Genomic DNA, 22,417 nt, shown 5'->3' on the forward strand with positions numbered 1-22,417 from the left:
ACTGCACCGCGGGATGATCTGCTCGCCGATCGCCGCTTTACTGTAACGACGGACTCCTCGCCCGACTTGTCCGCCTTATTGGCGGAAAGCTCGTGCAAACCGGTTAAATTCTTCTAAGTAAAAAACATATTTGTCCCGTCGCGGCATTCTTTCGGCCGATGTTAGACTGAAAGTTGACATAGCCGTTGAAGGAGTGAGTACAGCCCGCATGAACAAAATAATAATCACCGTAGGCATAGAAGCCGGCGATTTGACCGGTCGAGCGAATTTGGCCATTCAAGCGGCGATCGATTACGCGGCTCAATTGGGCGGAGGGACCGTCCGGATCGGCCCCGGCGCATTCCGCTTGGACAGTACCCTCCATCTGCGTTCCCGTGTAACGCTGGAAGGGGTGCCCGGACAGACGTTCCTCCATCAAGGAGAGGAACGGTCATCGGAGCTTGCGGCCGACGCCGATCTGCATGAATCGCAAGTAACGGTGAAGAACCCCGATCCGTTCGCGATCGGTCAAACCGTTACCATACGCAAGGCGTCCGCAAGCATGGGCTTCGGCGACACGGCGGCCGTTATCACCGGCAAGTCAGGCAGCATCTTGTATTTTGATCGCGAGCTTCATTCCACCGTCCTCGTCACCGACGGGGGGATCGTCACCACCCAGGCTTCCGTAATCAGCGGGATCGGCTGCGAGGACGTGCACATACGCCACTTGATTGTTGAAGGCAATCCGCACAATCGGACGTTCGCGGAGGGCTGCCGGAACGGAGGCATCTATTTGTATGGCGCCCGGCAGGTCGTCATGGAGGACTGTACGATCCGAAACTACAACGGAGACGGAATCAGCTATCAGCATTGCTCCGATATTCATGTCATCGATTGCGACAGCGTCTGCAACCGGGGCAAAGGGATTCATCCCGGAAGCGGCACTTCCGGCACGCAGATCCGGGGAAGCCGTTTCCTGGACAACGGCATGGACGGTATTTTCCTGTGCTGGAGAGTGCAGAACAGCGTCGTCGAACATTGCAAAGCGATCGGCAACGCGATGAGCGGTCTGTCGATCGGACATAAGGATACGCACAACGTGATCCGGCATAACGACTTTTCCGACAATCGGTATTACGGCATTTTCTTCCGGAACGAGCCGGAGCCGTCTTCCGCCAGCTACAATCGGGTCGAAAGCAACATCTTGATGGATAACGGCTCGGAAAATATGGGGTTCGTAGGCATCCGATTCCGCGGCTACACCCACGACGTAGAACTGGCGGCGAACCGGATCGGGTTCACCCGAACGTCGCAGGAGCGCACGATCGGCATTTGTCTCGAGGAACACACATACGATATCCGGATGGAAAACAACGAGTTCGTCAACTGCGGCTTGAAGATTCATTCGCACTGGTTCCCCGAAAACCCGGCGTAGCGCAAACTCCCTTTCATTCAAAAAACCTTAGGATTCCTAAGGTTTTTTTGCTGCAATAGAGCAAAATATGAGAAATCCGGTATCGACGTAAAATAGCCGGCGCCTCCCGGTGGATTGGCGCCGGCCTTGCTTTTACTTCTTGACCGATTTGAGATAATCCTGGTAGATGGCTGTGACATCTTGGTTTTGTTTGTCGAGGCCCTTGTCCTTGAGCGTCTTCTGAAGATCCGCCCAGATGCCGTCCAGCTTGGAAGCGTCATTCTCGAAAATAAACTTCGGAAGCGCCTTGCCCCACTCCGCAATCGCCTCGGTGTTGTACTTCGTGATTTCCGGCGTCCATTTCGCAATCGTCGGAGCGAACTGATAATCCTTCTCCGTACCTTTAACCAGCAGATCGGACATGGTCTTCGCATTGTATTTCGCAAGCGTATCGACTTGCGTCTTGTTCATGTTTTTCGCAATCCAGCTTTCCGAGTTCGACCACAGCGCAAAATCGCCGTCCGACAACGTGAAGCCGGATGCATAGGGGGCCGACATCGGACGTGCGTAGCCGACACCGAGATCTTCATAGAAAGTGTCCGGATGGTCTTTCGTTTGCTGAACGAACCAGTCTGTCACAACGCGCTTGCCGTTTTCAACCTTGTAATACTTGCCTTCGATACCCCAACCAACGAGGATCTGATTTTCCAGCTTGAACATGTCGTCATAGAACTGAATGATCCGAACGGGATCCTTCGCGTTCTTCGTGATTGACAGCCACATGTCGCCGCCGCGGTTCGCGAACGTGCTTGGCTTCACATTCATCTTGGTTTTACCTGGAGCGACGATGTCGAACGAAATGTAAGAGCGGTCCTCCATCCCGTTCTTTGCCAGCGTATTGGTACAGCCGGTTCCGCCGAATACGACAAGCACCCGACCCTGGTTGCATTTCGCGGTGAACTGCTCCTGCGTTTGTACAAGCGATTCCGGATCGAACAGACCCGCTTTGTTGATCTTATTAAAGAACTTGAACGCATCTGTATAGCCTGGCTCGAAGAAGCGCAGTCTGGCATTATTCTGATCGTCTACGAAATATTGCGCTGTCGTCGGGAAGCCGGCGTAGGAACGGGCTGCCGTGTCAAACACGTTGTAAAGCGCGTTCGCTGCGCCAAAGTTCGAGAAGCCGATCGTCTTGCCGCCGCCGATTTCCGGATTTTTTTTCATATAGTTCGACACAAAAGTTTCGACATCTTCCAGCGTTTTGATCTGCGGGTAGCCGGCGTCCTTCAGGACGGCAGCCTGAATCGAGACCCAGCCGGTCTGGTTGAGACTGACGACCTTCTGCGTCGGCGGCGGAAGCAGGCCGTAAATTTTGCCGTCCGACCATTGGAGGGAGGACAGGTCGTTGTTATACGCTTTCATAATGTTAGGCGCGTTCTGTTTGATGAGGTCGGTCAAATCGAGAACTGCTTTCGCGGTGACATACGATTGCAGCGTATTGTCGTGAATGTTCACGACCTCGGGAAAATCGCCGGCTGCAAGCCATACGTTCATCTTCGTGCGGAAGTCGCCTGTAATGATGTCCCACTTGATCGTTGCGCCCGTGCGCTTCGTAATTTCTTGCGCCACTTCACTCGTCCAGTTGATGTTCGGGTTATCCGTGTTCATCGTGAACGTAAAAGGCGATCTTGTCGGCTTTGCCGACGGGGCGGTGGATGCAGCGGTCGAGGCGGATGGCGACGGCGACGATGAAGTCGTTGAACCGCTGCCCGAATTGTTCTTGGAGCAGGCGGTCAATGCAAGGCTGCCGATCAGCAAAACGGCGGTAACGATGGTAAAGCTTTTCTTTTTCCACATTCTGTTGCGACCTCCACTTCATGATGGTTCGATTTATTTCAGGCGGCAACCGTCTTATCACCGGTTTGCGGAAGCTGCCGTGAAATCAAGAAATCGGAAAATCGGTCAACTAGAAAATCTTGCAGTCAATCCTTCATCGCCCCTAGCGTCATGCCCTTTACGAAATATTTTTGCAGGAACGGATAAACGAGAAGGATGGGGACGGTGACCAATATGGTTAAGGTCGATTTGATCGTGGTCGGCGATATAACGCGACGAATGTTTTCGTTGTTATCGTCCGTGCCCGAGTTCGCTGCCGTTTCTACGGTTTGAATCATTTTCTGCAGCTCGTACTGCAGCACCGCCAGCTTTTCGTTGCGGCTGTTGTATAAGTAGTTGTCAAACCACTGGTTCCACTCGCTAACGGCTACATATAATGCGATCGTCGCCACAACAGGCAGACTGATTCGCAGGATAATGGAGGTGTAGATTCGAAAATCGTTGGCCCCGTCGATGTAAGCGGATTCAACCAACCCCTCGGGCAGCTGCTCGAAAAACGTTCGCATGACGAATACATAGAAGGCGCTTACGATGCCCGGAATGATATAGACGGCGAACGTATTCATTAAATGGAGGTTTTTGATCAGCAGGTAAGTAGGGATCAAGCCTCCGCTCACATAAATGGTTACCACAAGAATAAAGCTGAACAGCTTCCGGAACATGAACAGCTTGCGGCTGAGCACATAAGCCAACATCCCGTTGAAGTAGACGGAGATCACGGTTCCGATCACGGTTCGCGTCACAGAGTTGAGCGTAGCCCGCGCCAGTCTATCGTTCTGAAAGACGTATGCGTAGTTTTCAAACGTAAATTTCCGCGGCCACAGGTATAACCCGCCCTTGAGCGCGTCCGTCGTCTCGTTCAGCGAGATGATTAGCAAATAGATGAACGGGTAGATGGTGGAGATAGCGGCCACGGTCAATATCGCGTATAAAAACACATCAACGATACGTTCTCCCGCAGTTCGATGATGCAGCATAGCGGATTCTCTCCATTCGTTAAAAGAGGTTGGCTTGATAGCGCCTTGCGATCGAATTGACAATCAGGACAAGTGTCATACTGACGACGGAGTTGAAAATGCCGACTGCCGTTCCGAACGAAAAGTCTCCTCCGTTAAGCCCCAAGCGCAGCGCAAGGATCGAGATGACCTCCGAATATTCTGCGTTGATGACATTGCCGAGCAGGAACTGCGATTCGAAACCGCCGGTCACCAGGTTCCCGATGCCGAGAATCAAGAGCAGGATGACGGTCGGCATAATCGACGGAAGGATGATGAATGTAACACGCTGCCAGCGGCTGGCGCCGTCGACCTGCGCTGCATCGTACAGGCTTGGATCGATTCCCGATATCGCGGCCAAATAAAGGATGGCGCTCCAGCCGAAGCCTTTCCACGTGATAATGATTGTATGCAGCACCCAGAACCAGGTCGGTTTGCCGAAGAAAAAGATGCCTTTGTCGATGATGCCCATTTTGATCAGCAGCGTGTTGATCAGTCCGTCGTCAGGCGAAAGCAGCATGACGAAAATGTTGGCGACGACGACCATGGAAACGAAATGCGGCAGATAGGTCATCGTTTGCACGATGCGGACGAACGACTTGCTGCGCAGCTCGCTCAAGATGACTGCCAGTCCGATCGCCGTTACCGTGCCTGCTACCAGCTGCATCGTGTTCATCGCGAAGTTGTTGCGTAAATCTTTTATAAAATCGTCGTGTTCAAGCAACGCCTTGAAATGCTTGAGCCCCACCCACTTGGCATCCCATAGGCTGAGCCCGATATTATAATCCTTAAAGGCCATCAGCCAGCCCCATAACGGGACGAATTGGAACAGGATCAGGTGCAGCATAATCGGAACGGACATCCATAATAAAAGATGCTGCCTCTTGACCCGTTTCCATACGACAGACCATCGGCTGGCCTTAATTGGCTTGACGGACTTCATTGAATCCGCATTCACGGCAACGTTACTGTTCACTCCGATTCTCCTCCGTCTGGTTTGTTTCCATTATATCGCCTGGCCTATTCCGCTTTGTATTGCGCAAAGTTGTTCTTTACTGAGGGAATATTAAACGGATTCAAAACAAAAGCACCTGACATTCATTCAGGTGCCGGAACGATCATCTTTACCGTGTTCTTCTTCAAACTCTTCGCATAGCACCGGGTGGATCAACTCGATTACGGCTCCGCTTCCGACCGGATCGAGAATATGCAAACCGAACCGCTCGCCGAAATAGAGCATAAGCCGCTCATGGACGTTGCGCAGGCCAACGCCTTTTCTTTGATTCGAAGACGTCTCCGACGACGCGAGGAGCGCGGCGCGGTTCTCCTTCGGAATACCCGGGCCGTTGTCGATGATCTCAAAACGTAAGCATGTTGGCTCCCGGCTGCCCTTGATGACGATTTTGACTGCTTCCCCGTCACCGGCATGCGGAGTCGCATGCTTGATTGCGTTCTCCACCAGAGGCTGGAACATGAGCCGAAGACAGGGCAGCTGCATGATCTCCTCCTCGATCATGTAAACAATGCGGATCGATGCGCTCTGGCGCGCATTCTGAATGCTGACGTACGCCTTCACATGCTCGATCTCCCGCGACACGGTCGACAATTCGCGGCCATCGTTCAAGCTAAGCCTTAGCAAATTCCCAAGCGATCGCACCATTTCGCTGATATCGTCCGCTTTCCGACTCTCCGCCTTCCAGCGGATGGCTTCCAGTGTATTATAGAGGAAATGCGGATTAATCTGATGCGTAAGCACCTGAAACTCGAGCTCTTTCTTGTCCTTCGCCTCCTTCTCGGCGCTTGTGACGAGCTGGTCGATCCGTTTGACCAAATTGTCGAAGCCGCGGTAGAGCCAGCCGATTTCATCCGCCCGATTCATTTGAGCCCCCCCGGTGAAAAACTCCCCTCGTTCCACCTTACGCATGGACTGGACCAGCTTCTGAATCGGATTGGTGAACCGGAAGGTCATGTATGCGACGGTGCACATGGATAATAGGAAATAAAAGAGCAGGAACAAAAGACTGACATGCTCGATTCCCGAAACCGGCTTCGTCAGGACGGACACCGGAAGCAAGCTCACGACCTTCCAGTTGCTCTTGGCGAGTGAAGCGTATGTTACCATATATTTGACTCCGCCGATCTCAACCGGGCTCATCGACTCCGGCACCTTGTGCAAATACGAGACCAGATCAGCGGACGTAATGCGGGTTCCGATCCGCTGCTGATCCTGGTGGTAAATGATCGTATCGAACTCGTCGAGCAGCATGACTTGCTGCTGATCGAGCATTTGAAACGGGGCCAAATAATCGCTTAAGGTGCTCACTTTAATATCGGCCGCCACATATCCGAGTGGTTCCGACTTGTTCAAGCCATACAATTGTTTCACCTTGGAGAGGATCGGCTCTTTATACAAGACGCTGTTGTCCTTCGGCAGGAACAGCTGCCAGAACGGGGACTTCATCTCGGTCGCCCGGCGAAACCATTCCTCCTTCTCTACGTCGATTCCCTGATAGATCGCATGCGTAAAAGTCGGGTAACGCGAAGGCTCGATCGGGAAAATACGAATGGAATACGCATGAGAGTTGACACTTAGCATACTCGAATACTGAATAAGCTGGGCGGCAATCGCCATCTCCTCCAACGTATCGGTCGGTACGATGCTAAGAAGCGTTTGCATATCGGCGGAATACATGATCTCGTTCTGGGCCGTATCCACCAATTCCAAATAGTTTTCCAGATTTCTGGCGTTCTTGTCCATCATTTCCTTCGAAACGATGGAACTCACGTCCTGGATCGCCTTGACCGACTTGGAATAGGCAAAATAACCGATAAACAGAAAAGGCAGCACCACCACGAGAAAAAACAGGAGAATCACCTGATGTCGGATCGAGAATCTTCTGACCTGTACGGCGGACGGCTTACTCATGCTGATTCCCTTTGCTGTTTCGGTATTCCTGGGGATTGCAGCCGTACTTTTTCTTGAATAGCTTGGAGAAATGAACCGGATCCTGATAGCCGATCATATAGCTGATCTGATACACCCTGTAATTCAAATCGGTGAGCAGCTCCGCCGCTTTGGTCAAGCGGATGTCCGTCATAAATTCGAGAAAATTCATGCCGGTCTCTTTCTTGAACAGCTTGCTTAGCCATACCGGTGTGACATGCACGTGCTCGGCGACCATCTGCAGCGTCAAATTATCGTTATACCGCTGTATTATGATCCGTTTGGCCTCATGCACGATCTGGCTTCTCGAGTCGGACTGCGCTTTCAAACTCGCGGCTGTTGCGAGCAGCCGAATCGTCGCTTGCCGCTGCAGCGATTCCAGCGTATCGAAGCGTTCCAGATGCTCCCAGAGCAGGATCGGATTTTTCTCCCACGACGTATCTTTCCAGCCTGATCGCTGGGCCGTTCGAAACAGCTCGAGCAGCCATTCGAACGTCCGCTGCTGAAGGTCGCGCGGATGCTGAACGTTCCACGACTTGACCAGGCGGGGGAAGCCCTCCATCGCATCGTGAATATCTTGTTCCGACCCGTATTTGAGGATTTCCGCCAGGTCCTTCGGGTTGTCGAGATGAACCTCCAGGTTCATCTGCGGATCATCCTCGGGCGCATCGGCTTCCGGGCTGCCATATACCTTGAGATAAACGAACGATTCCAGCGCTCTGCGGTACAAGTCATGAAGACGTTGTATCGGCCCTGCCGAGCTTGCCGCTCCCTGATTCAGCCGGATGCCGAGCTCTACCCCGATTCGCGAGCAAACCTGCTTGATCAAGCGTTCGAGCGTCCCCTCCATGGCTTCCCCGTCCTCAACCAGGGCGACCCATGTATCCTCCTTGGAGCGGAACAAGACAAACCGGTCTAGCTGCCATTCCTTCATCAGGAGATCGAGCTTCTCCCCCAGCAAGCCAAGAAGGGCATCTTTGTCCTCCTGGGTTTTTCCGTCTGTAAGCGCCTTCAAGCTATCCACTCCGAACATGACCAAACGGAGCTCTCCCTGCAGCATCCACTCCAGCTTCAGCTGCTTCAGTTTATGGTGGACCCGAAAGACCTGATCTTCCCGGTACGGTTTCTCGATGAAACTTCTGAGGAGCTCCTCCCGCATGCGCGGGATGGCGAGCTCGTAGCCTTGCCGGATTAAGCTCCTATCCTGCTCCAGGGCAGCTTGCGCCCGAATCCGTTCCAGCGAGACGGCTACCGCCTTCTCGAGTTCGTCCCTGCTGATCGGCTTAAGCAAATAATCGGAAACGCCGAGCTTGAATGCTTCCTTGGCATAATGGAAATCGTCGAATCCGCTGATGACAATGACCCTTCCTTCAAACTGCTCGCGAGCGAGCTCCTCCAGCAGCTGCAATCCGCTCATGCGAGGCATGCGAATATCGGTAATAATCAATTCCGGACGATACCGACGCGCAAGCTCCAGCGCCGTATCCCCATCATCGGAGTCCATTACCTCATCGACCCCCCATTCCGCCCAAGGCAGCCGGGTAACAAGACCGCCGCGAATTTCTTTCTCATCGTCTACCACGAGCACCCGAACCAAGTTAGTATCCTCCTGTTGGGACATGATCGCCAACTCAATCAGAATCGGATTTCTACCGCGTTCTCTACTCTCATTGTGCTTGCTCTTCATCGGCCTTCGCTATATGTCAACCTTAAACTATTCAGGTCAATATTATCCTCCCCGGTATTCTGTTTGTAACGAGGTGGATTGAAAAACATGGCAATCAGCAACAAATCGGCTTGAAAGGCCACCTTCAGAATCAAAATGAAGGTGGCCTTTCGTATAACGTCCTTGGATTCATGAGTGCGCTGATTCACGACGCTTTTCCTGCTCAAAGTCAATACCGCTGATCGCATGTTCATATAAAAACGGCTTGATCTCGCTCATATCGTTCGTCGTATAGTAGGCTGACAACAATTCGTTAAACCGCTCCATATTTTTCTCAGTAATGGTCAGCATACCATGTCCATTGCCGACAAGAAGCTTGTTTGCGAGCAGAAGAGAGGTCCGCTTGTTTCCATCCCAAAACATTTGCCGCCGCACTCCCCATAGGAAAGCCGTAATGGCTTTCTCCGTTGCGGTCATGTCCGCAGCCAGCAAGTCCGCCAATTCCTGTTCGATCTCGCTCTGCACCGGGAGCGGCGGCACATAATCCGTGCCTGAAATTCCGACACGCCCGGTTCTTAAAACGCCCCATTCCAGCGCTTCATTCCTCGCGACGTATTCATTGAGCTTGCAAATGAGGGGAAGCGTAATCGGCTCATCAATCGAGTTCAATAAATAACGCCAAGCATCCCTCATATTAAGGACGGCTTGTATGTCGTCCAGCGTAACACCGGGGACATTGACACCGTTCAGTATCGTTTGGGTTTGCGGAAAGGTAATATTCCGGTTTTCCATCTTCATGCCGCAGTATATATTTTCGTCCCATTTCTTCTTAGCCAGAAATAGGCTTTGTTGTTTGGTCAGCGCATATTTATCTGAAAATGGCTTCATTTTGTTTCCCTCCTGCCTGTTTTCATTATATCCGGTTTCGAAAGCAAAATCACCTTTCATCAATATTATCGAACGCTCCGCTCCCCTCCTGACATGGAAAAAAAGCACCGAGCCGGCAAGCGGCTTCGGTGCTTCAAGCAGATCATACAAAAAATGGCGCAAGGTTTTCCGTTACTTCGAGGACTCCGACGATGTCTTCATCCGAATTTCGTACCGGATAATAGACGGTCTCGCCTTTGTTGCGATCCCGGCGTGTCGGTTGACCCGCAAAAGCGCGCAGAATTTCCGGCCAGAGCGGCTGAATGTCCGTTCCTTCACCCGGCAGCGCGCGGCCGGCAACCATGATCTCGCCGTGCGACGGATTTTCCGGCCTCCGGATCCAGAGGGCCGTATAAGGCGCCCGCTGCGGGTCGATTCTCTCGGTCAGCAGAAGCACTCTTTTCAAAGCGTTAAAGTTTTCCTCGACGAAATCGATTTCGTCTGTGACGGCGAATCGGCCCTTGGCGCCGGAGACGAGGAGCGGATACTCCTTCCGCTCGGGCGGCATGACGTCCTCCAGCGCATCCCCGGGAAGAAACAGGGCGCCCAGCCTGGCGATTTCCATTAAACTATACCGTGGTCGGTTCATTCGTATTCCCCCTTTATCCCAACATGCCCCATAGGGCTTGCTTCATGTCATGGAACGCTTCCGGCGGCTGCCCCCGTTGCAGCGAGGCGCTCGGCGCCTCGCTCAGCATGCCGTCCAGCCACAGGTAGGGAGGACGGTCCAGGAAATGCGGTTTGTCCGACCACCATGAACCGGGCTTGATGTCAAGCGCCCGAGCGATGATCCCGGCGATTCGTTCCCGGCCTCCCTCCGGCTGTCGGCGGATCCACTGCTCCATGCAATCGGCGACCTGCATGGCCCCTCTCATCGTCTTGAGCCGGATGGACGGGATTGGCCCGCGTATGCCGAACAGCTCGTCTCCGGGGTAAAATAGTGCCGCCCGGCCGTCTGAATCCGGCGTAATCGGCCACTTGTCCCCCCAAAGCGTATTTTCCCAGAAGCAGAACCCGTCAACGCCCTGCACCACAGCCGTAAGCGGGGAAATGACGGTGGCCATCAGCGACTGGCCGATCGATTGCGTGCCGCCGTACGTCCACACGACGTCGCCCGCCTTGCGCAGCGATTGCAAGCCTTCCGGAAACCAGGAGAAAATTTGCTGGTTGACGACCCACATCTTGATCATAGTGGCGTATTTCTCGAAATGCAGGCCGTAGCTCCAACTGGCGTCCGTGCGGAATATAAACTTCGCGCCGCCTTCTTTCTCCAGTACCTCCTTTGCAAGATCGTAGAAAATATCATTAATCTTCTCGTCCCATACGAACCGCGTTTCATCCCCGTCATACGGAAACAGCTTATAGCGCTTCTTATGGTTCAGGAACAGCTCGAACTTCGTGCGAAGCCAGCCCATCTCGCTAAAATGGCGATGGAACTCTTCCATAATAGCCGCAAATTCCGTACGGTAGCCTTTTGTCCCGAACTTCACATAATCGGCCGGCCAATGAAAGTTGAACGGAAGGTACATGAAGGGGATCGGGATCGCCCCCCTCTTCGTGTCCGCGAAGGCGGAGCCGTCGAGATAAGGACCGAAATGCTCGTCGAAGCGTGACCAGTCCTTCACCCGCATCGCCTTGCCTTTCCCCTCCAACTCGGGAGCGAACGTCGGGGGAATGTCGCCGGAGTGAGCGTACGGCAAATAGTGGAACAGGCAGCGATGCTCGTGAGCCATGCGGAAAAATTGCTTCTCCACGTTAAAAAACGTACCGTCTTCGTAGCGGTTGTCATTATTTCTCAAGCAGCCGATCCGTCTGGACAGGTTATCGGCGTAGCTGTTCAAATCCGCGATCATGAACGACTCGTTCGGAACGATCGTCTCCAGCGCTCTCAAGCGAATGGGATGCGAGTCGGTCCCGGCTCCGGTCGTAACGCGGAGGGTACCGTGATAGTCGCCCGGCTTGACGTCTCTAGGAACGAACAGGTCTGCCCAAACGGCGGCATACGATTGCCCTTCAATTGCATTCATACCCGTCACGGATGCAAGCGAAAGCCGGCTCGATTGTCCTTCCTCAAGCGGTACAAGCGCATCGGGGCAGTAGCGTCCCTGAATCCGGTGGAACCACTGCGTGTAGAACGTGAATTCCGCGGCCGGTATTTCCCCGCGCTCTCCCTTAACCGATTCGGCCTGAATCCGAATGTCTTCTATGGAACCGCCGCCTAGCCGAAGGATGATTTGAAAGGAAACGTAGGCGTTTCTCGGGGAAAGCAACGCCTGCGGGTTCTTCCGAAGCTCGCCCGGCGAACCGACGCGCGCCTCTTTCTCCAGCACTTCTCCGGTTTGCGGACAAATGCGGATCATATCGTGGATCAAATAACTGTTGCTCATGGCTCGTCCCCTTCGCGGTTAATGGAAACACTCTTTTCCGTTCGTCGGTCAGCTGCGCACTTTCGCCGCGTTCAACGCGCCGATCGTTATGTCCGCAGCCGTGAGCGTCTTTCCTTTCCGATTGGTCGCAATGACCGACTTCCGTTCGCCCGGTATCAGATTAAAGTAATTGTCGGAAAACATCGTATGATCGATCGGGCATTCCAGCCTCACGAAACGGGCGAAAGTATCGGCCTGGAGCTCGATCTCGATTCCGTCCGGATGCTCCTTCCGCGAGATTTGCAAACGGCAAGGACTGAAGCGCAGCTGCTTCTGCTCGGCGAAGAAATAATGATTGTCGTAAACATCGTCGCGCGTGCTTCTCGCGAAGAGGAAGTGGCTTCTCCGGTCAATCACGCCGAAGCGCCACTCGATTTCCGCCGCGGAATACCGGACCATGCATTGGGAGCCGTTCGACTGGACCCGAACCCCGAAGCTTTGTTCGTAAGTCGGGTTTCCGAAGCAATTTTGCACCCCGATCGTAATCGTATCCTCGAAGCTGTCGTATCGGTCGTTGGTCACCCAGACGGAAACGCCCCCGTCCTCCTCGTCCTTGAAGGAAAGCAGAATCGGGTTAAAAAACCGGCGGGCGTAGTAATACGAAGCCTTCGGGAACAGGCAGAAGTCGATCAGGCTCCAGCTGATGCCGGGCCAGCAATCGTTCAGCTGCCAGATGAGCGAGCCGCTGTTCTCCGGCTTGCGCCTGCGGAAATGCTCGACTCCGAACTTGAGTCCTTCCGCCTGGCAGAGCATCGAAAAATCGATGTATTGCTCCAGATCGTTCGGAAGCCCGGAATAAGCGGCCATCGTGATATCCGCCTTCTCCGGTTCGTAATCCTTGTTGCGGTAATCCAGCTCGAAGCTGCCGTAATACAGCTCCGATTCGGGAATATAGCGGCGAAGCGTTTCTTTCACCGTGCTGCCGTGAATGCCGAACTCGCTGCTGAACTTCGACGTATCCTCCGCATACCTTCGATAGGAAATGCCGTAAGCCGTCACGTCCTGACGGGAAGCCTCCCCGTACCGCCGGGGATACACGTCGCCGGCCCATACGGCCCAATTGTGCGTATCCCCTTCGGCGAAGGTGTTCGGGTCGTTGCCGCCCCAAGGAGAGCTCGGCCAGTACAGGCGCGTCGGATCCAGATCTTCCAGCAAGCCCGGCATCAGGTCGTGGAAAATTTTCTCGCCATAGAAGCGGTAATCGCTTCGATAGTGCATTTTCTCGCTGTGAATCGCCTGGTTCTCGTTGTTGCCCGCCCAAATCGCGATGCATGGATGGCTTCGAAGCGCTTTCACGTTCGCGATCACTTCTTCTCGCACGCTCTCCATAAAGTCCGCGTCGAAATCGGGCACTTCGCTGCACGAGAACATGAAGTCCTGCCAGACGAGCAACCCTTGACGCGAGCATTCCCGGTAGAAGATGTCCTTCTCGTAAACCCCGCCTCCCCATACGCGAAGCATATTCATATTCGCTTCCCGCGACAGCGTAATGAGGTCGGCGTACCGTTCGTCCGGAATCGCCCCGATGAAATTGTGCGCAGGGATCCAATTGGCGCCTTTCGCATAAATCGGTCTGCCGTTCAACACGAACGTAAAGCGCGGACTTCCAGCTTCGGATCGCAAATTTACCTCAATGGACCGTATCCCGACTTGATCGGATGCCGTATCGAGCAGCATTCCCGTTCCCCGCTCCATCAGCCGAACCGTCAAGTTGTACAGAGCGGGCGTTCCCAGGTCGAACGTCCACCAGAGGCGGGGCTGCTCCACCTTGAAGCGGACGATCGCTTTGCCGTCCTTCACCTCGGCTTCATGCCGGAAGCACTGATCGCCCCCCTCCAAGGCGACCTCTGCGAGCAGCGGAAGCTCCGAGTCATACCGGCTCACGTCCACGTCGACCTGCACTTCGGCCTCGTCAGGCCCAATCGACAGCGTTCGGAAAAAAGTGTGGTCGATTCTAGCCTTTCGCACCGTCTGCAGCCATACGTCCCTCCAGACGCCGGCCGTAACCATGCGCGGACTCCAGTCCCAGGAAAAATTGCAGGCGCACTTGCGAAGCCAGATGCGCTCGTAATTGACCTTCGACCAGAAGCGGGACACATCTTTCGTACGGGCGTATTCCACCACCGGATCGAAGCGGACGACGACTACGTTGCCTTGCTCCTTCAGCTTCCCGGTCAGCTTGACGCTCACCGGCACGAACATATTACTCGATACGGCAACGGATTCCCCGTTGACAAGCACCTCCGCCAGCGTGTCCAGTCCCTCGAAGGTTAGGAAAACATCGCAGTCGCCCCCTGAATCCGGCCGGTCGAACTCCGTGCGGTACACCCATATTTTGCGCTCGATCCACCGGCACTTCTGATCGTTCGTCGATACGAACGGATCCTCGATACGACCGTGTGCAAGCAGCGTCGAATGGACGTCCCCCGGCACCGCGGCTTCCAGCCAGTCCCCCTTGTCATAACCCGTACGATGAACGGCTGCCGGGATTTCTTCCAGCCGGTCAAAGCCTTGCAGCATCCAATTTGCATTCAGCTTGCTCTTGCGCGTCATGCTCACGGGCATCTCTTTTCCCTTCCAGCCTCGCCGCTTTTGGCGCGGTCACTTGTTCTTCTCCCTAATGGTAAAGCGAGCGGCTCTTCCCAAGTAGAAGGCAATGCTAAATTATACTGAGGAACTCTTATCCGTTTCCGTACCGATTCGGATAGAAATGAATACGCCCTCCCGTTCAGAGAGCGGGAGGGCATATCGTTCATTCAATTGGAAAGCGGATCAAGGTTCATAAACGTTGAACTCGTAGATGCTCCACCAATTCGCTTTCGTTCCGGTTAGCACGACCTTGATGTATGATGCGGTTTGAATCGGGAAAGTGACCGTCTGAATGTTGCCGCTGCCCGTTCCGCTGGCGACGGCAGTTCCCCAGTTCGTGCCGTCCGAGGACACGTATACCTCGTAGCTGGCAGGGAAGTCGCTGCCGCCTGTCGAATCCAGCGTCAGCTTGTTGAACGTTTTGGCCGAGCCCATATTCACTTGATAGTAGAGCCCTGGAATTTGCGAGCGGCTGGTCGTCCAACGAGTCGCCGCATTGCCGTCCAGAGCCAAGCTTGGCGAGTACGTGGTCGCCGAGGCGGCCGCCGTCCAGCCGGAACGGCTCAGGGCTGCACCGCTTGTCGGCGAAGCCGATGCCTGAGCCGAATTCGCGCTTTCAATACTGCCGGTGACCGCGCTGACCACATAGTAGTACGTGAACCCGTTCGAAACGGTCGAATCCGTGTAGGTCGCGCCGGTAACGCCCGACGCTATGGTCGTATACGGTCCGCCGCTCACGCTGCCGCGCTTCACGTTGTAGCTCGTCGCCCCGGTCGAGGCGTTCCAGCCGAGCTGCACCGCTGCGCTCGTCGCGCTGGCCGATAGACCTGTCGGCGCCTCAGGGACACTGCCATATTCATCCGCCCCGATATCATAAGCGGAGCCGATCGGACGCGATTGTCCGTCCATATCGGTCGGAACATCGACGGGCAGCGCATAACCGGTGTCGATGGCCCCTTGAGCAGTTGACGGATTCAGATGGAAGTCGCCTGCCGCCGGGTTCACTAACCAACTCGAGCCGGCATTGGCGATGTTATCGCTTTGAGTGGCGAGTCCCCCGTCGCGAAGCTTGACGGCCTTATCCATCAGGTTGTTGCGGATCTCCCCGCCGCTTCCCGCGAAGCGGGACTCGATTCCGCCTACGGCTACGCCAGGAGCGATGCCCAACATGGTGTTGTTGTACACCTTGAAGTCGGCAGCCTTATTCATATAGACGGCGGTGTCGTAGGTTCCAAAGACGACATTGTTGCGCATGATGCCGCCGCGATGCTCAAGCGAGGTGTCGCCGAACCGGAAATATTCCGGGGCCGTTCCGCCGCCGCCGAACGACATCGCGACCGCACTGTTTTTAAAGATGTTGTTCTCGACAACCGTATCCATCGAGTTGCCTTTGGCAAAGAAAGCATAGCCGGGACTGTTGTCGGTTCGCTTCGCGTTCATGAACGTGTTGCCCCGAATGATCCAGCCCTTGGAAGCGATCAAGTCAATGCCTTCCACGCTGCCGCGCATTCCGCTCGTCGTATAGCCGATCATGGAAGTTTCGATCAGGCCGTAGTCCGCGTACGGCTGTTCCAGATTGGTACTGCCGGTAGATTTGAAGCCGCCTTCGCCGTTATCCCACGTTTTCAAGTGATCCGCGTGGAAATAATCGGAACCGGAGTTGATTTGGATCGCATGATAATACGAATCGCGGATCGTCATGTTTTTGAACGTGACATAGTCGGAATCGTTCACTTTAAAGTTGATGTCCATTACGGTGCTGTTGATGCCCGGGCCAACGATGACCGTATCGTCGTAATTGGCCGTCGCCCCTTGGATCGTGATGTTGTTCTTGCCCGTGATCTCAATTGTGGCCGTTTGACTGTACGTGCCCGCAGCCAGCGTAATGATTCGTCCGTTTGCCGGCGCGTTATTGATTGCCGTCTGAAGAGCGCTCAGGGACGATACCGTGACGGTATCCGGGGTCGGAGCAACCGTCGTTGCGCTGACCACGTTGGACAGAGCGGAATAATTCCCCGCATCGTCGAACGTTTTGACGGCGAAATAATAGGTTGTGCCCGTCGTCAGCCGGTTGACCTGATACTTCATCGCAAGGCCCGAATTTTTCTGCGCGAGCTCGTCGACTTCTTGTGTGGCGGACGCCCAGTTCGCTTCGGTAATCGGCGACGTCGAATAACGGACGTCGTAGCCTGCCGCTTTCCCAAGGTTGCCGTCATTGCCCGGCGCGGTCCAGGTCAACTGCACACTGCGCATATTCGGCGCGACGGCCTGCAAGTCGGCGATCGCTCCGGGCGGAGTCGGGTCCGTAGCCGGTGTTGTCACCGTCAGCACATTGGACAAGGCGGACGCATTCATCGCTTCGTCAAACGACCGCATCGCGAAATAAAGCGCAGTGCCTGGCGGCAGACCGGTCACATTCATCGATTGTACGGTCCCGGCGACCAGAGGCGCGGGTTCGTTCGCCAGCTGTACCGCATCGTTCCAATTCGCCTCCGTAAGGGGGGCCGTATGATAGCGGATGTCATAGGATTGAGCCGTTCCCGTCGAACCGTCGTCTCCCGGAGCCGTCCACGACAAGGTCGTCGTTTTCCAAGTCGTATTGCTGGCGGACAGATTGGTTACAGCCGCAGGCGGGATGCTGTCGCCAGGGTCGGCGTAGACCTCGATCTCAACCGGAGTATTGACCAAATTTACCTGACCGTTCACCCGTACATGCCCGTTAGCCGAAAACCGTACATAACGCGCGCTTATAGGGGGTGCGAGCGTGATGTTCTTCCCTGAACCGTCGCCGGGTTCCTGATACTCGGCATCCGTACCGACGCCAATTCCCGAGCTGTTGTCTGTGTCGTTGTTGAACACCGATGTAACGCCTGTCGCAAAAGTCGGATCATTCGAAAGTTGAACGATATGATCCCTCCCGGTTCGATAGGTGGTCGAATCCGCGCCCCAGTCGTTGCGGACGTTTATCCGGCTGATCGGGTAAGCCTGAGACAGGTCGACTTGAACCCATTTGGGTCCGTCGGCGACGCTGATGAGCGCGTATTGGTCTCGTGCCTTCAAACCGTCCGTTATAACGGAAATCGGCAATCCATTGGTAATCGTTCCGTTCGTCGAGGCGGCTTTGCCGAGCGCGACGTTGACGGTGGATTCCATAACGACCTGGATGACGTTGGAAAGCGGCGATTCATGGTTCGCATTATCGCGGGTCTTCATGGCAAAATAGTACGTCGCGCCCTTCGTCAGGCCCAGCACAGTGAACTTCATCTTCGTTCCGGCGACGGTCGGCGTCGGCTCGCCGACGACCGGAGTAGCCGAGCTCCAGTTCGCTTCGCTGATTGGCGATGTGGAATAACGAACGTCGTATTCGCTGGCGGTGCGAATGTTTCCGTCATCGCCCGGTGCGGTCCAGCTTAATTCGACGCTGCTCATCGTCCTCTGACCCGGTGCGAGATCGTTGATCGCGGCGGGAGCAGCCGTATCCGTCGAGTTTACTTGCAGATACAGCCGGTTATAGGCGTTGTCCGAGCTGTTAATGTACAAGGATCCGCCTTGAGCTAGCGGGTCGTGCAATTTGAAGGTGGCGATTTTGTCGGCCATCTGGCTGTTCACGAAATCCGTCACGTCGAATTCGTACCAGCCCGGCAGGTTGACCGGGAGCGTCCCCAAGGTCACGGCGCCGGTTTCGCTTGGCAAATTGGTATTCCGGATCGTGCTCTGCGCCCAGGAATCGTCGGTCAAGCCATATAGGGTCACCGCCCATGGTTTATTCGGCTTAGGCGACACATAGAGCTTTAAAGTGGCCTGTTCGGCGGTCGTGCCGGCGAACCCGGTGAAGTTCGCTTTAATATAGCTGAAATAAGTGGAGTTTCCGTTGTTCTGGGTGATGAGCGAGCCGCTGGTGTGAGACCGGTCGCCCGAAAGCGCGACATACGCGTCGTCGGTCGGGGTGAACTCCAAGCCCGAGGAAGCCAGCATCGTAATCTGGGCGACGTTAGACAGCGCCGACAGGTTGCCCTGATCGTCTGCGGTCTTCATCGCCGCATAAATGGTCGCGCCGGCTGTCGGACCGGATACGGTAAACGACTGCGAAGTACCGGCAACTTTCGGGAGCGGAACGCTTTCGATTTTCTGGGCGGTACTCCAGTTCGCTTCCGTGATCGGAGCATTCGCATAACGAATGTCGTACTGGTAGGCCGTTCCGACATTCCCGTCGTCGCCGGGAGCGTTCCACGTCAGCACGAACGAGCGCGCCGTAGCGCTGCCGGCCGTCAAATTCGCCACCGTTGCCGGGGGAATCGTCTCGGCGGGCACAAATTCGTCGGCTCCCACGTCGTACGCGCTTCCGTACGGCCGGGCCTGCCCGTCGATATCGGCGGGAACGTCTGCCAGTGTCATGCCTGCGTCCCTCGCGTCCAGACCGTTATACGGATGCAGATGGAAGTCCCCCCCGGACGGATTCACGAGCCAGCTGGAATTGGCGCCCGTGATGTTGTTGCTCTGCGTCGCGGTGCCGCCTTCGCGAAGCTTGACGGCGCCGGTCATCAGGTTGTTGCGGATTTCTCCGGTAGTCTGCGCGTAGCGAGGCTCAATGGCGCCGACGCCCGAACCGGTGTTCATAATCGTATTGTTAGCTATCTTGAAGTCCTTCGCTTTATTGAGGTATATACCTGCGTCCAATGTGCCGTAGACGACATTGTTGCGGATAATGCCTCCGCGGTGTTCATATGTCGTATCCTGGTTGCGGAAAATCGTGAGCGCCGAGCCGCCGCCGCCGAACGAGATGGCGATAAAGTTGTTCACCAGCACGTTGTCCTCGATAATCGTGTCGATCGAATTCGCCTTGGCGAACACCCCGTAGCCGCCGTTGCCGGACGCCGTCTTCGTATTTTCGATGCGGTTCCCGCGCACGATCCAGCCGCGGCCCGCAATGATGTCGATGCCTTCCACGACACTTTGGACGCCGCTCACGGTATACCCGATTGCGGAGTTCTCGATCACCCCGAAATCGCTATAGCCTCGGCCTGAGGTCAGGCTAAAGGTCGTCTTGAAGCCGCCCTCCCCGTTATCCCACGTCTTCAGATTGTCGGCATGGAAATAGTTCGAGCCGTCGTTAACCTGAATCGCATGGAAGTTGGAGTCCTGGATGGTCATATTTTTGAAAGTGACGTAGTCCGAATCATACATCTTGAAGTTGATATCCAGAGAAGTGTTCGCGATGCCGGGTCCCTTCACGACCGTATCGTTGTAATTGGAAGTTGCGCCCTGGATCGTGATGTTGTCTTTGCTGTTGATCTGAATGCCGGTCGTTTGGTTATACGTTCCCGCAGCAAGCGTAATGACCCGACCGCTCGAAGGGGCATTATCGATCGCTTGCTGAAGAGCGCTCAAGGATGAAACCGTGACTTCATCAGGCGTCGGGTTGGCGATCGCGGCGCTTGCCACATTGGACAGCGCCGATACGTTGCCTACATCGTCACTGGTTTTCACTGCGAAATAATAGGTCGATCCCGTAATCAGCTCCTTCACCTTGAATTGCATCGCCGAACCGGGTGCCAGCTGCTGCAGTTCGTCGATCGCCTGCTGCGCGGACGCCCAATTCGCTTCCGTGATAGGCGAAGTGGAATAGCGGACGTCATATTGGGCGGCTGTACCGACGTTGCCGTCGTTGCCTGGAGCCGTCCAGGTCAACTTCGCCGAATGCAGATTGGCCCTCGTCACCTGAAGGTTGGCAATGGCCGCGGGAGCCGTCGTATCGGATGTCAACGTCGTGACGGACAACACGTTGGAGAGGGCAGATTCATTGACGATGTCCTTCGTTTTCATAGCGAAATAGTACATCGTGTTCGGGGTCAGCCCTCCGATCGTGAACGATTGCGAGGACCCGGCCGCCAGCGGGGCAGGTTGGCCGGTCGCCCGTATGGCGCTCGCCCAGTTCGCCTCGGTTAACGGTGAGGTGGAGTAGCGAAAATCATAAGATGTCGCGGTGCCCGTATTGCCGTCGTCGCCAGGAGCCGTCCAGCTGAGCTCGACCGATTTCCAGCTCGTAAACGTGCTGGTCAAATCCGACACGGCCGCCGGAGCTACAGGATCCTGAGGATCGGCATAAACCTCGATCTCAACCGGTGTATCTACCAAATTCAACTGGCCATTCGTCCGAATGTGGCCGTTCGCCCAATACCGGACGTAACGGGCGTTTACCGTATCATTCAGGAAAATGTCTTTGCCGCTTCCGTCCGCCAGCTCCATATACTCCGAATCGGTTCCGGCGCCAAGGCCCGAGCTGTTGTCGCCGTCGTTGTTGAACACGGTAGTAACGCCTGTCGAGAAGGTCGGATCGTTCGATGTCTGGACGATCAGATCGACTCCTTTGCGGTACGTCCCGCTTGCGCCCCAATCGTTGCGGATGTTGATCCGAGCGATGTCGTAAGCTTTGCCGAGGTCGACCTGGACCCACTTCGGACCGTCCGCCACGCTGTAAAGCACGTACTTGTCGCGGTCCTTAACGCCGTCTGTCGCCGCGCTAAGCGGCTGGTTGCTCGGGCTGGTCGCATTCGACGCAACCGTCTTTCCGAGCGCAATATTCGCAACCGGCTTCGTGGAAACCGATGCGACGGAGCTCAGATTCGACACCTCTCCGCTTGAGCCCACCGTCTTCATGGCAAAATAGACGGGAACCCCTGACGGCAATCCTTTCACCGTCATCGTCTGGACCGTAGTTGCGGCAGCCGGAGCCGGTTCGCCTACGATCCGTTTCACGACCAGTCCGTTATTCCAGTTGGCGGCAGTAATCGGCGAAGTCGAAAACCGGATGTCGTAGCCGGCAATCGCGCTCGGTTCGGGGCTGGTCCAGGACAGAACGGCGCTGTTCACGGTCGCGGTCCCGGCCGACAACCCGACGGAGCTTGGAAGCGAGGCATTCGTCGCAGGCGTGGCTGTGTAGACTTCCAGCTCGACAGGGGTGTTGACCGTTTGAGTCGATCCGTCCGACGACCGTATGTGCCCGTTGGCCCACGAACGCACATAGCGAACGCTTACCGGCGAGCTTAACGTAATGGACTTGCCGGTCCCGTCGGTCGGCTCCACATAAGCGGCGTCGGTGCCCGCTCCCTGGCCGGCCGAATTGTCGGCGTCGTTATTGAAGATCGTCGTGACGCCGGTTGCGAAAGTGGCATCATTGGATAGTTGAATGGTAATGTCCCGACCGGTTCTCGGCGCAGTATTGTTGTAATCGTTCAAAACATTCACGCGTGTGATCGGAAGAGATTCGCCTAAGTCGAGCTGAACCCACTTGGGCCCGGTGGAAGCGTCGATCAGCGCATAGGCGCTCGTCGTACGGTCTCCGTCCACCAGCTTTCCCAAGGAAACGGCATTCGTGACCATGCCATTCGTAGTGACCGCCGCGTTGCCCAGAGCAACATTCGTTTCCGTTGCGTCGGCATACGCCTTAGAGCCCGCGGAGAACAAAAACTGCGTAGATAGCAATGCGGTAATCAATACGTACGTACCTGACTTTTTTACAATCAAAAGCATTTGGACCGGCACTTCCTTTCCAATTGTAGGGTACTTTCCGCTGCTACATCG

11 protein-coding genes are annotated in these 22,417 nt (G+C 55.2%); 1 reads left to right on the forward strand and 10 read right to left on the reverse strand.

Features of this window, described 5'->3' with window-relative positions; translation table 11 throughout:
- Nucleotides 1–208: 208 nt before the first annotated feature.
- Nucleotides 209–1,414 (forward strand): right-handed parallel beta-helix repeat-containing protein, encoded by a 1,206-nt coding sequence (locus tag EXY20_RS09605; RefSeq protein WP_135550207.1) that lies wholly within the window; start codon nt 209–211, stop codon nt 1,412–1,414.
- Between the two features lie 132 nt (nt 1,415–1,546).
- Here the strand turns inward: EXY20_RS09605 and EXY20_RS09610 are convergent, their stop codons facing one another.
- From EXY20_RS09610 to EXY20_RS09655, 10 genes are all read right to left on the reverse strand, one after another.
- Nucleotides 1,547–3,250, reverse strand: a complete 1,704-nt coding sequence (locus tag EXY20_RS09610) for a type 2 periplasmic-binding domain-containing protein (RefSeq protein ID WP_135550209.1) — start codon at nt 3,248–3,250, stop codon at nt 1,547–1,549.
- Nucleotides 3,251–3,375: 125 nt separating this feature from the next.
- Nucleotides 3,376–4,266, reverse strand: coding sequence for a carbohydrate ABC transporter permease (locus tag EXY20_RS09615; protein WP_135550211.1), 891 nt, complete (start codon nt 4,264–4,266; stop codon nt 3,376–3,378).
- Nucleotides 4,267–4,285: 19 nt separating this feature from the next.
- A complete protein-coding gene (locus tag EXY20_RS09620; RefSeq protein ID WP_167859119.1) occupies nt 4,286–5,131 on the reverse strand; it encodes an ABC transporter permease in 846 nt (281 codons plus the stop codon).
- 255 nt (nt 5,132–5,386) lie between these two features.
- Nucleotides 5,387–7,210 carry a sensor histidine kinase gene (locus tag EXY20_RS09625; protein WP_135550215.1) on the reverse strand — a complete coding sequence of 608 codons (1,824 nt, stop codon included), beginning with the start codon at nt 7,208–7,210 and terminating at the stop codon, nt 5,387–5,389.
- Complete coding sequence (locus tag EXY20_RS09630) at nt 7,203–8,816, reverse strand: response regulator (protein ID WP_235885517.1); 1,614 nt, start codon at nt 8,814–8,816, stop codon at nt 7,203–7,205. Before EXY20_RS09630 ends, EXY20_RS09625 begins: the two co-directional genes overlap by 8 nt.
- Before the next feature lie 267 nt (nt 8,817–9,083).
- Nucleotides 9,084–9,782 carry a Fic family protein gene (locus tag EXY20_RS09635; RefSeq protein WP_135550219.1) on the reverse strand — a complete coding sequence of 233 codons (699 nt, stop codon included), beginning with the start codon at nt 9,780–9,782 and terminating at the stop codon, nt 9,084–9,086.
- Between the two features lie 142 nt (nt 9,783–9,924).
- Nucleotides 9,925–10,386 carry a hypothetical protein gene (locus EXY20_RS09640; RefSeq protein ID WP_135550221.1) on the reverse strand — a complete coding sequence of 154 codons (462 nt, stop codon included), beginning with the start codon at nt 10,384–10,386 and terminating at the stop codon, nt 9,925–9,927.
- Nucleotides 10,387–10,423: 37 nt separating this feature from the next.
- Nucleotides 10,424–12,208 (reverse strand): glycoside hydrolase domain-containing protein, encoded by a 1,785-nt coding sequence (locus EXY20_RS09645; RefSeq protein ID WP_135550223.1) that lies wholly within the window; start codon nt 12,206–12,208, stop codon nt 10,424–10,426.
- Nucleotides 12,209–12,256: 48 nt separating this feature from the next.
- Nucleotides 12,257–14,812, reverse strand: coding sequence for a beta-mannosidase (locus tag EXY20_RS09650; RefSeq protein WP_135550225.1), 2,556 nt, complete (start codon nt 14,810–14,812; stop codon nt 12,257–12,259).
- Nucleotides 14,813–15,019: 207 nt separating this feature from the next.
- Nucleotides 15,020–22,366: a fibronectin type III domain-containing protein gene (locus EXY20_RS09655; protein WP_135550227.1), complete on the reverse strand. Its 7,347-nt coding sequence runs from the start codon at nt 22,364–22,366 to the stop codon at nt 15,020–15,022.
- Nucleotides 22,367–22,417: the final 51 nt, after the last annotated feature.

The organism is Paenibacillus cymbidii, from assembly GCF_004764705.1.
GTDB classification, from domain to species: domain Bacteria; phylum Bacillota; class Bacilli; order Paenibacillales; family NBRC-103111; genus Paenibacillus_AN; species Paenibacillus_AN cymbidii.

Excerpts from the sequence above, each read along its gene's own strand:
- EXY20_RS09605 (WP_135550207.1), top strand. The coding sequence starts at position 209 with ATGAACAAAATAATAATCACCGTAGGCATAGAAGCCGGCGATTTGACC.
- EXY20_RS09610 (WP_135550209.1), bottom strand. The coding sequence starts at position 3,250 with ATGTGGAAAAAGAAAAGCTTTACCATCGTTACCGCCGTTTTGCTGATC.
- EXY20_RS09615 (WP_135550211.1), bottom strand. The coding sequence starts at position 4,266 with ATGCTGCATCATCGAACTGCGGGAGAACGTATCGTTGATGTGTTTTTA.
- EXY20_RS09620 (WP_167859119.1), bottom strand. The coding sequence starts at position 5,131 with ATGCTGCACCTGATCCTGTTCCAATTCGTCCCGTTATGGGGCTGGCTG.
- EXY20_RS09625 (WP_135550215.1), bottom strand. The coding sequence starts at position 7,210 with ATGAGTAAGCCGTCCGCCGTACAGGTCAGAAGATTCTCGATCCGACAT.
- EXY20_RS09635 (WP_135550219.1), bottom strand. The coding sequence starts at position 9,782 with ATGAAGCCATTTTCAGATAAATATGCGCTGACCAAACAACAAAGCCTA.
- EXY20_RS09640 (WP_135550221.1), bottom strand. The coding sequence starts at position 10,386 with ATGGAAATCGCCAGGCTGGGCGCCCTGTTTCTTCCCGGGGATGCGCTG.
- EXY20_RS09645 (WP_135550223.1), bottom strand. The coding sequence starts at position 12,208 with ATGAGCAACAGTTATTTGATCCACGATATGATCCGCATTTGTCCGCAA.
- EXY20_RS09650 (WP_135550225.1), bottom strand. The coding sequence starts at position 14,812 with ATGCCCGTGAGCATGACGCGCAAGAGCAAGCTGAATGCAAATTGGATG.
- EXY20_RS09655 (WP_135550227.1), bottom strand. The coding sequence starts at position 22,366 with ATGCTTTTGATTGTAAAAAAGTCAGGTACGTACGTATTGATTACCGCA.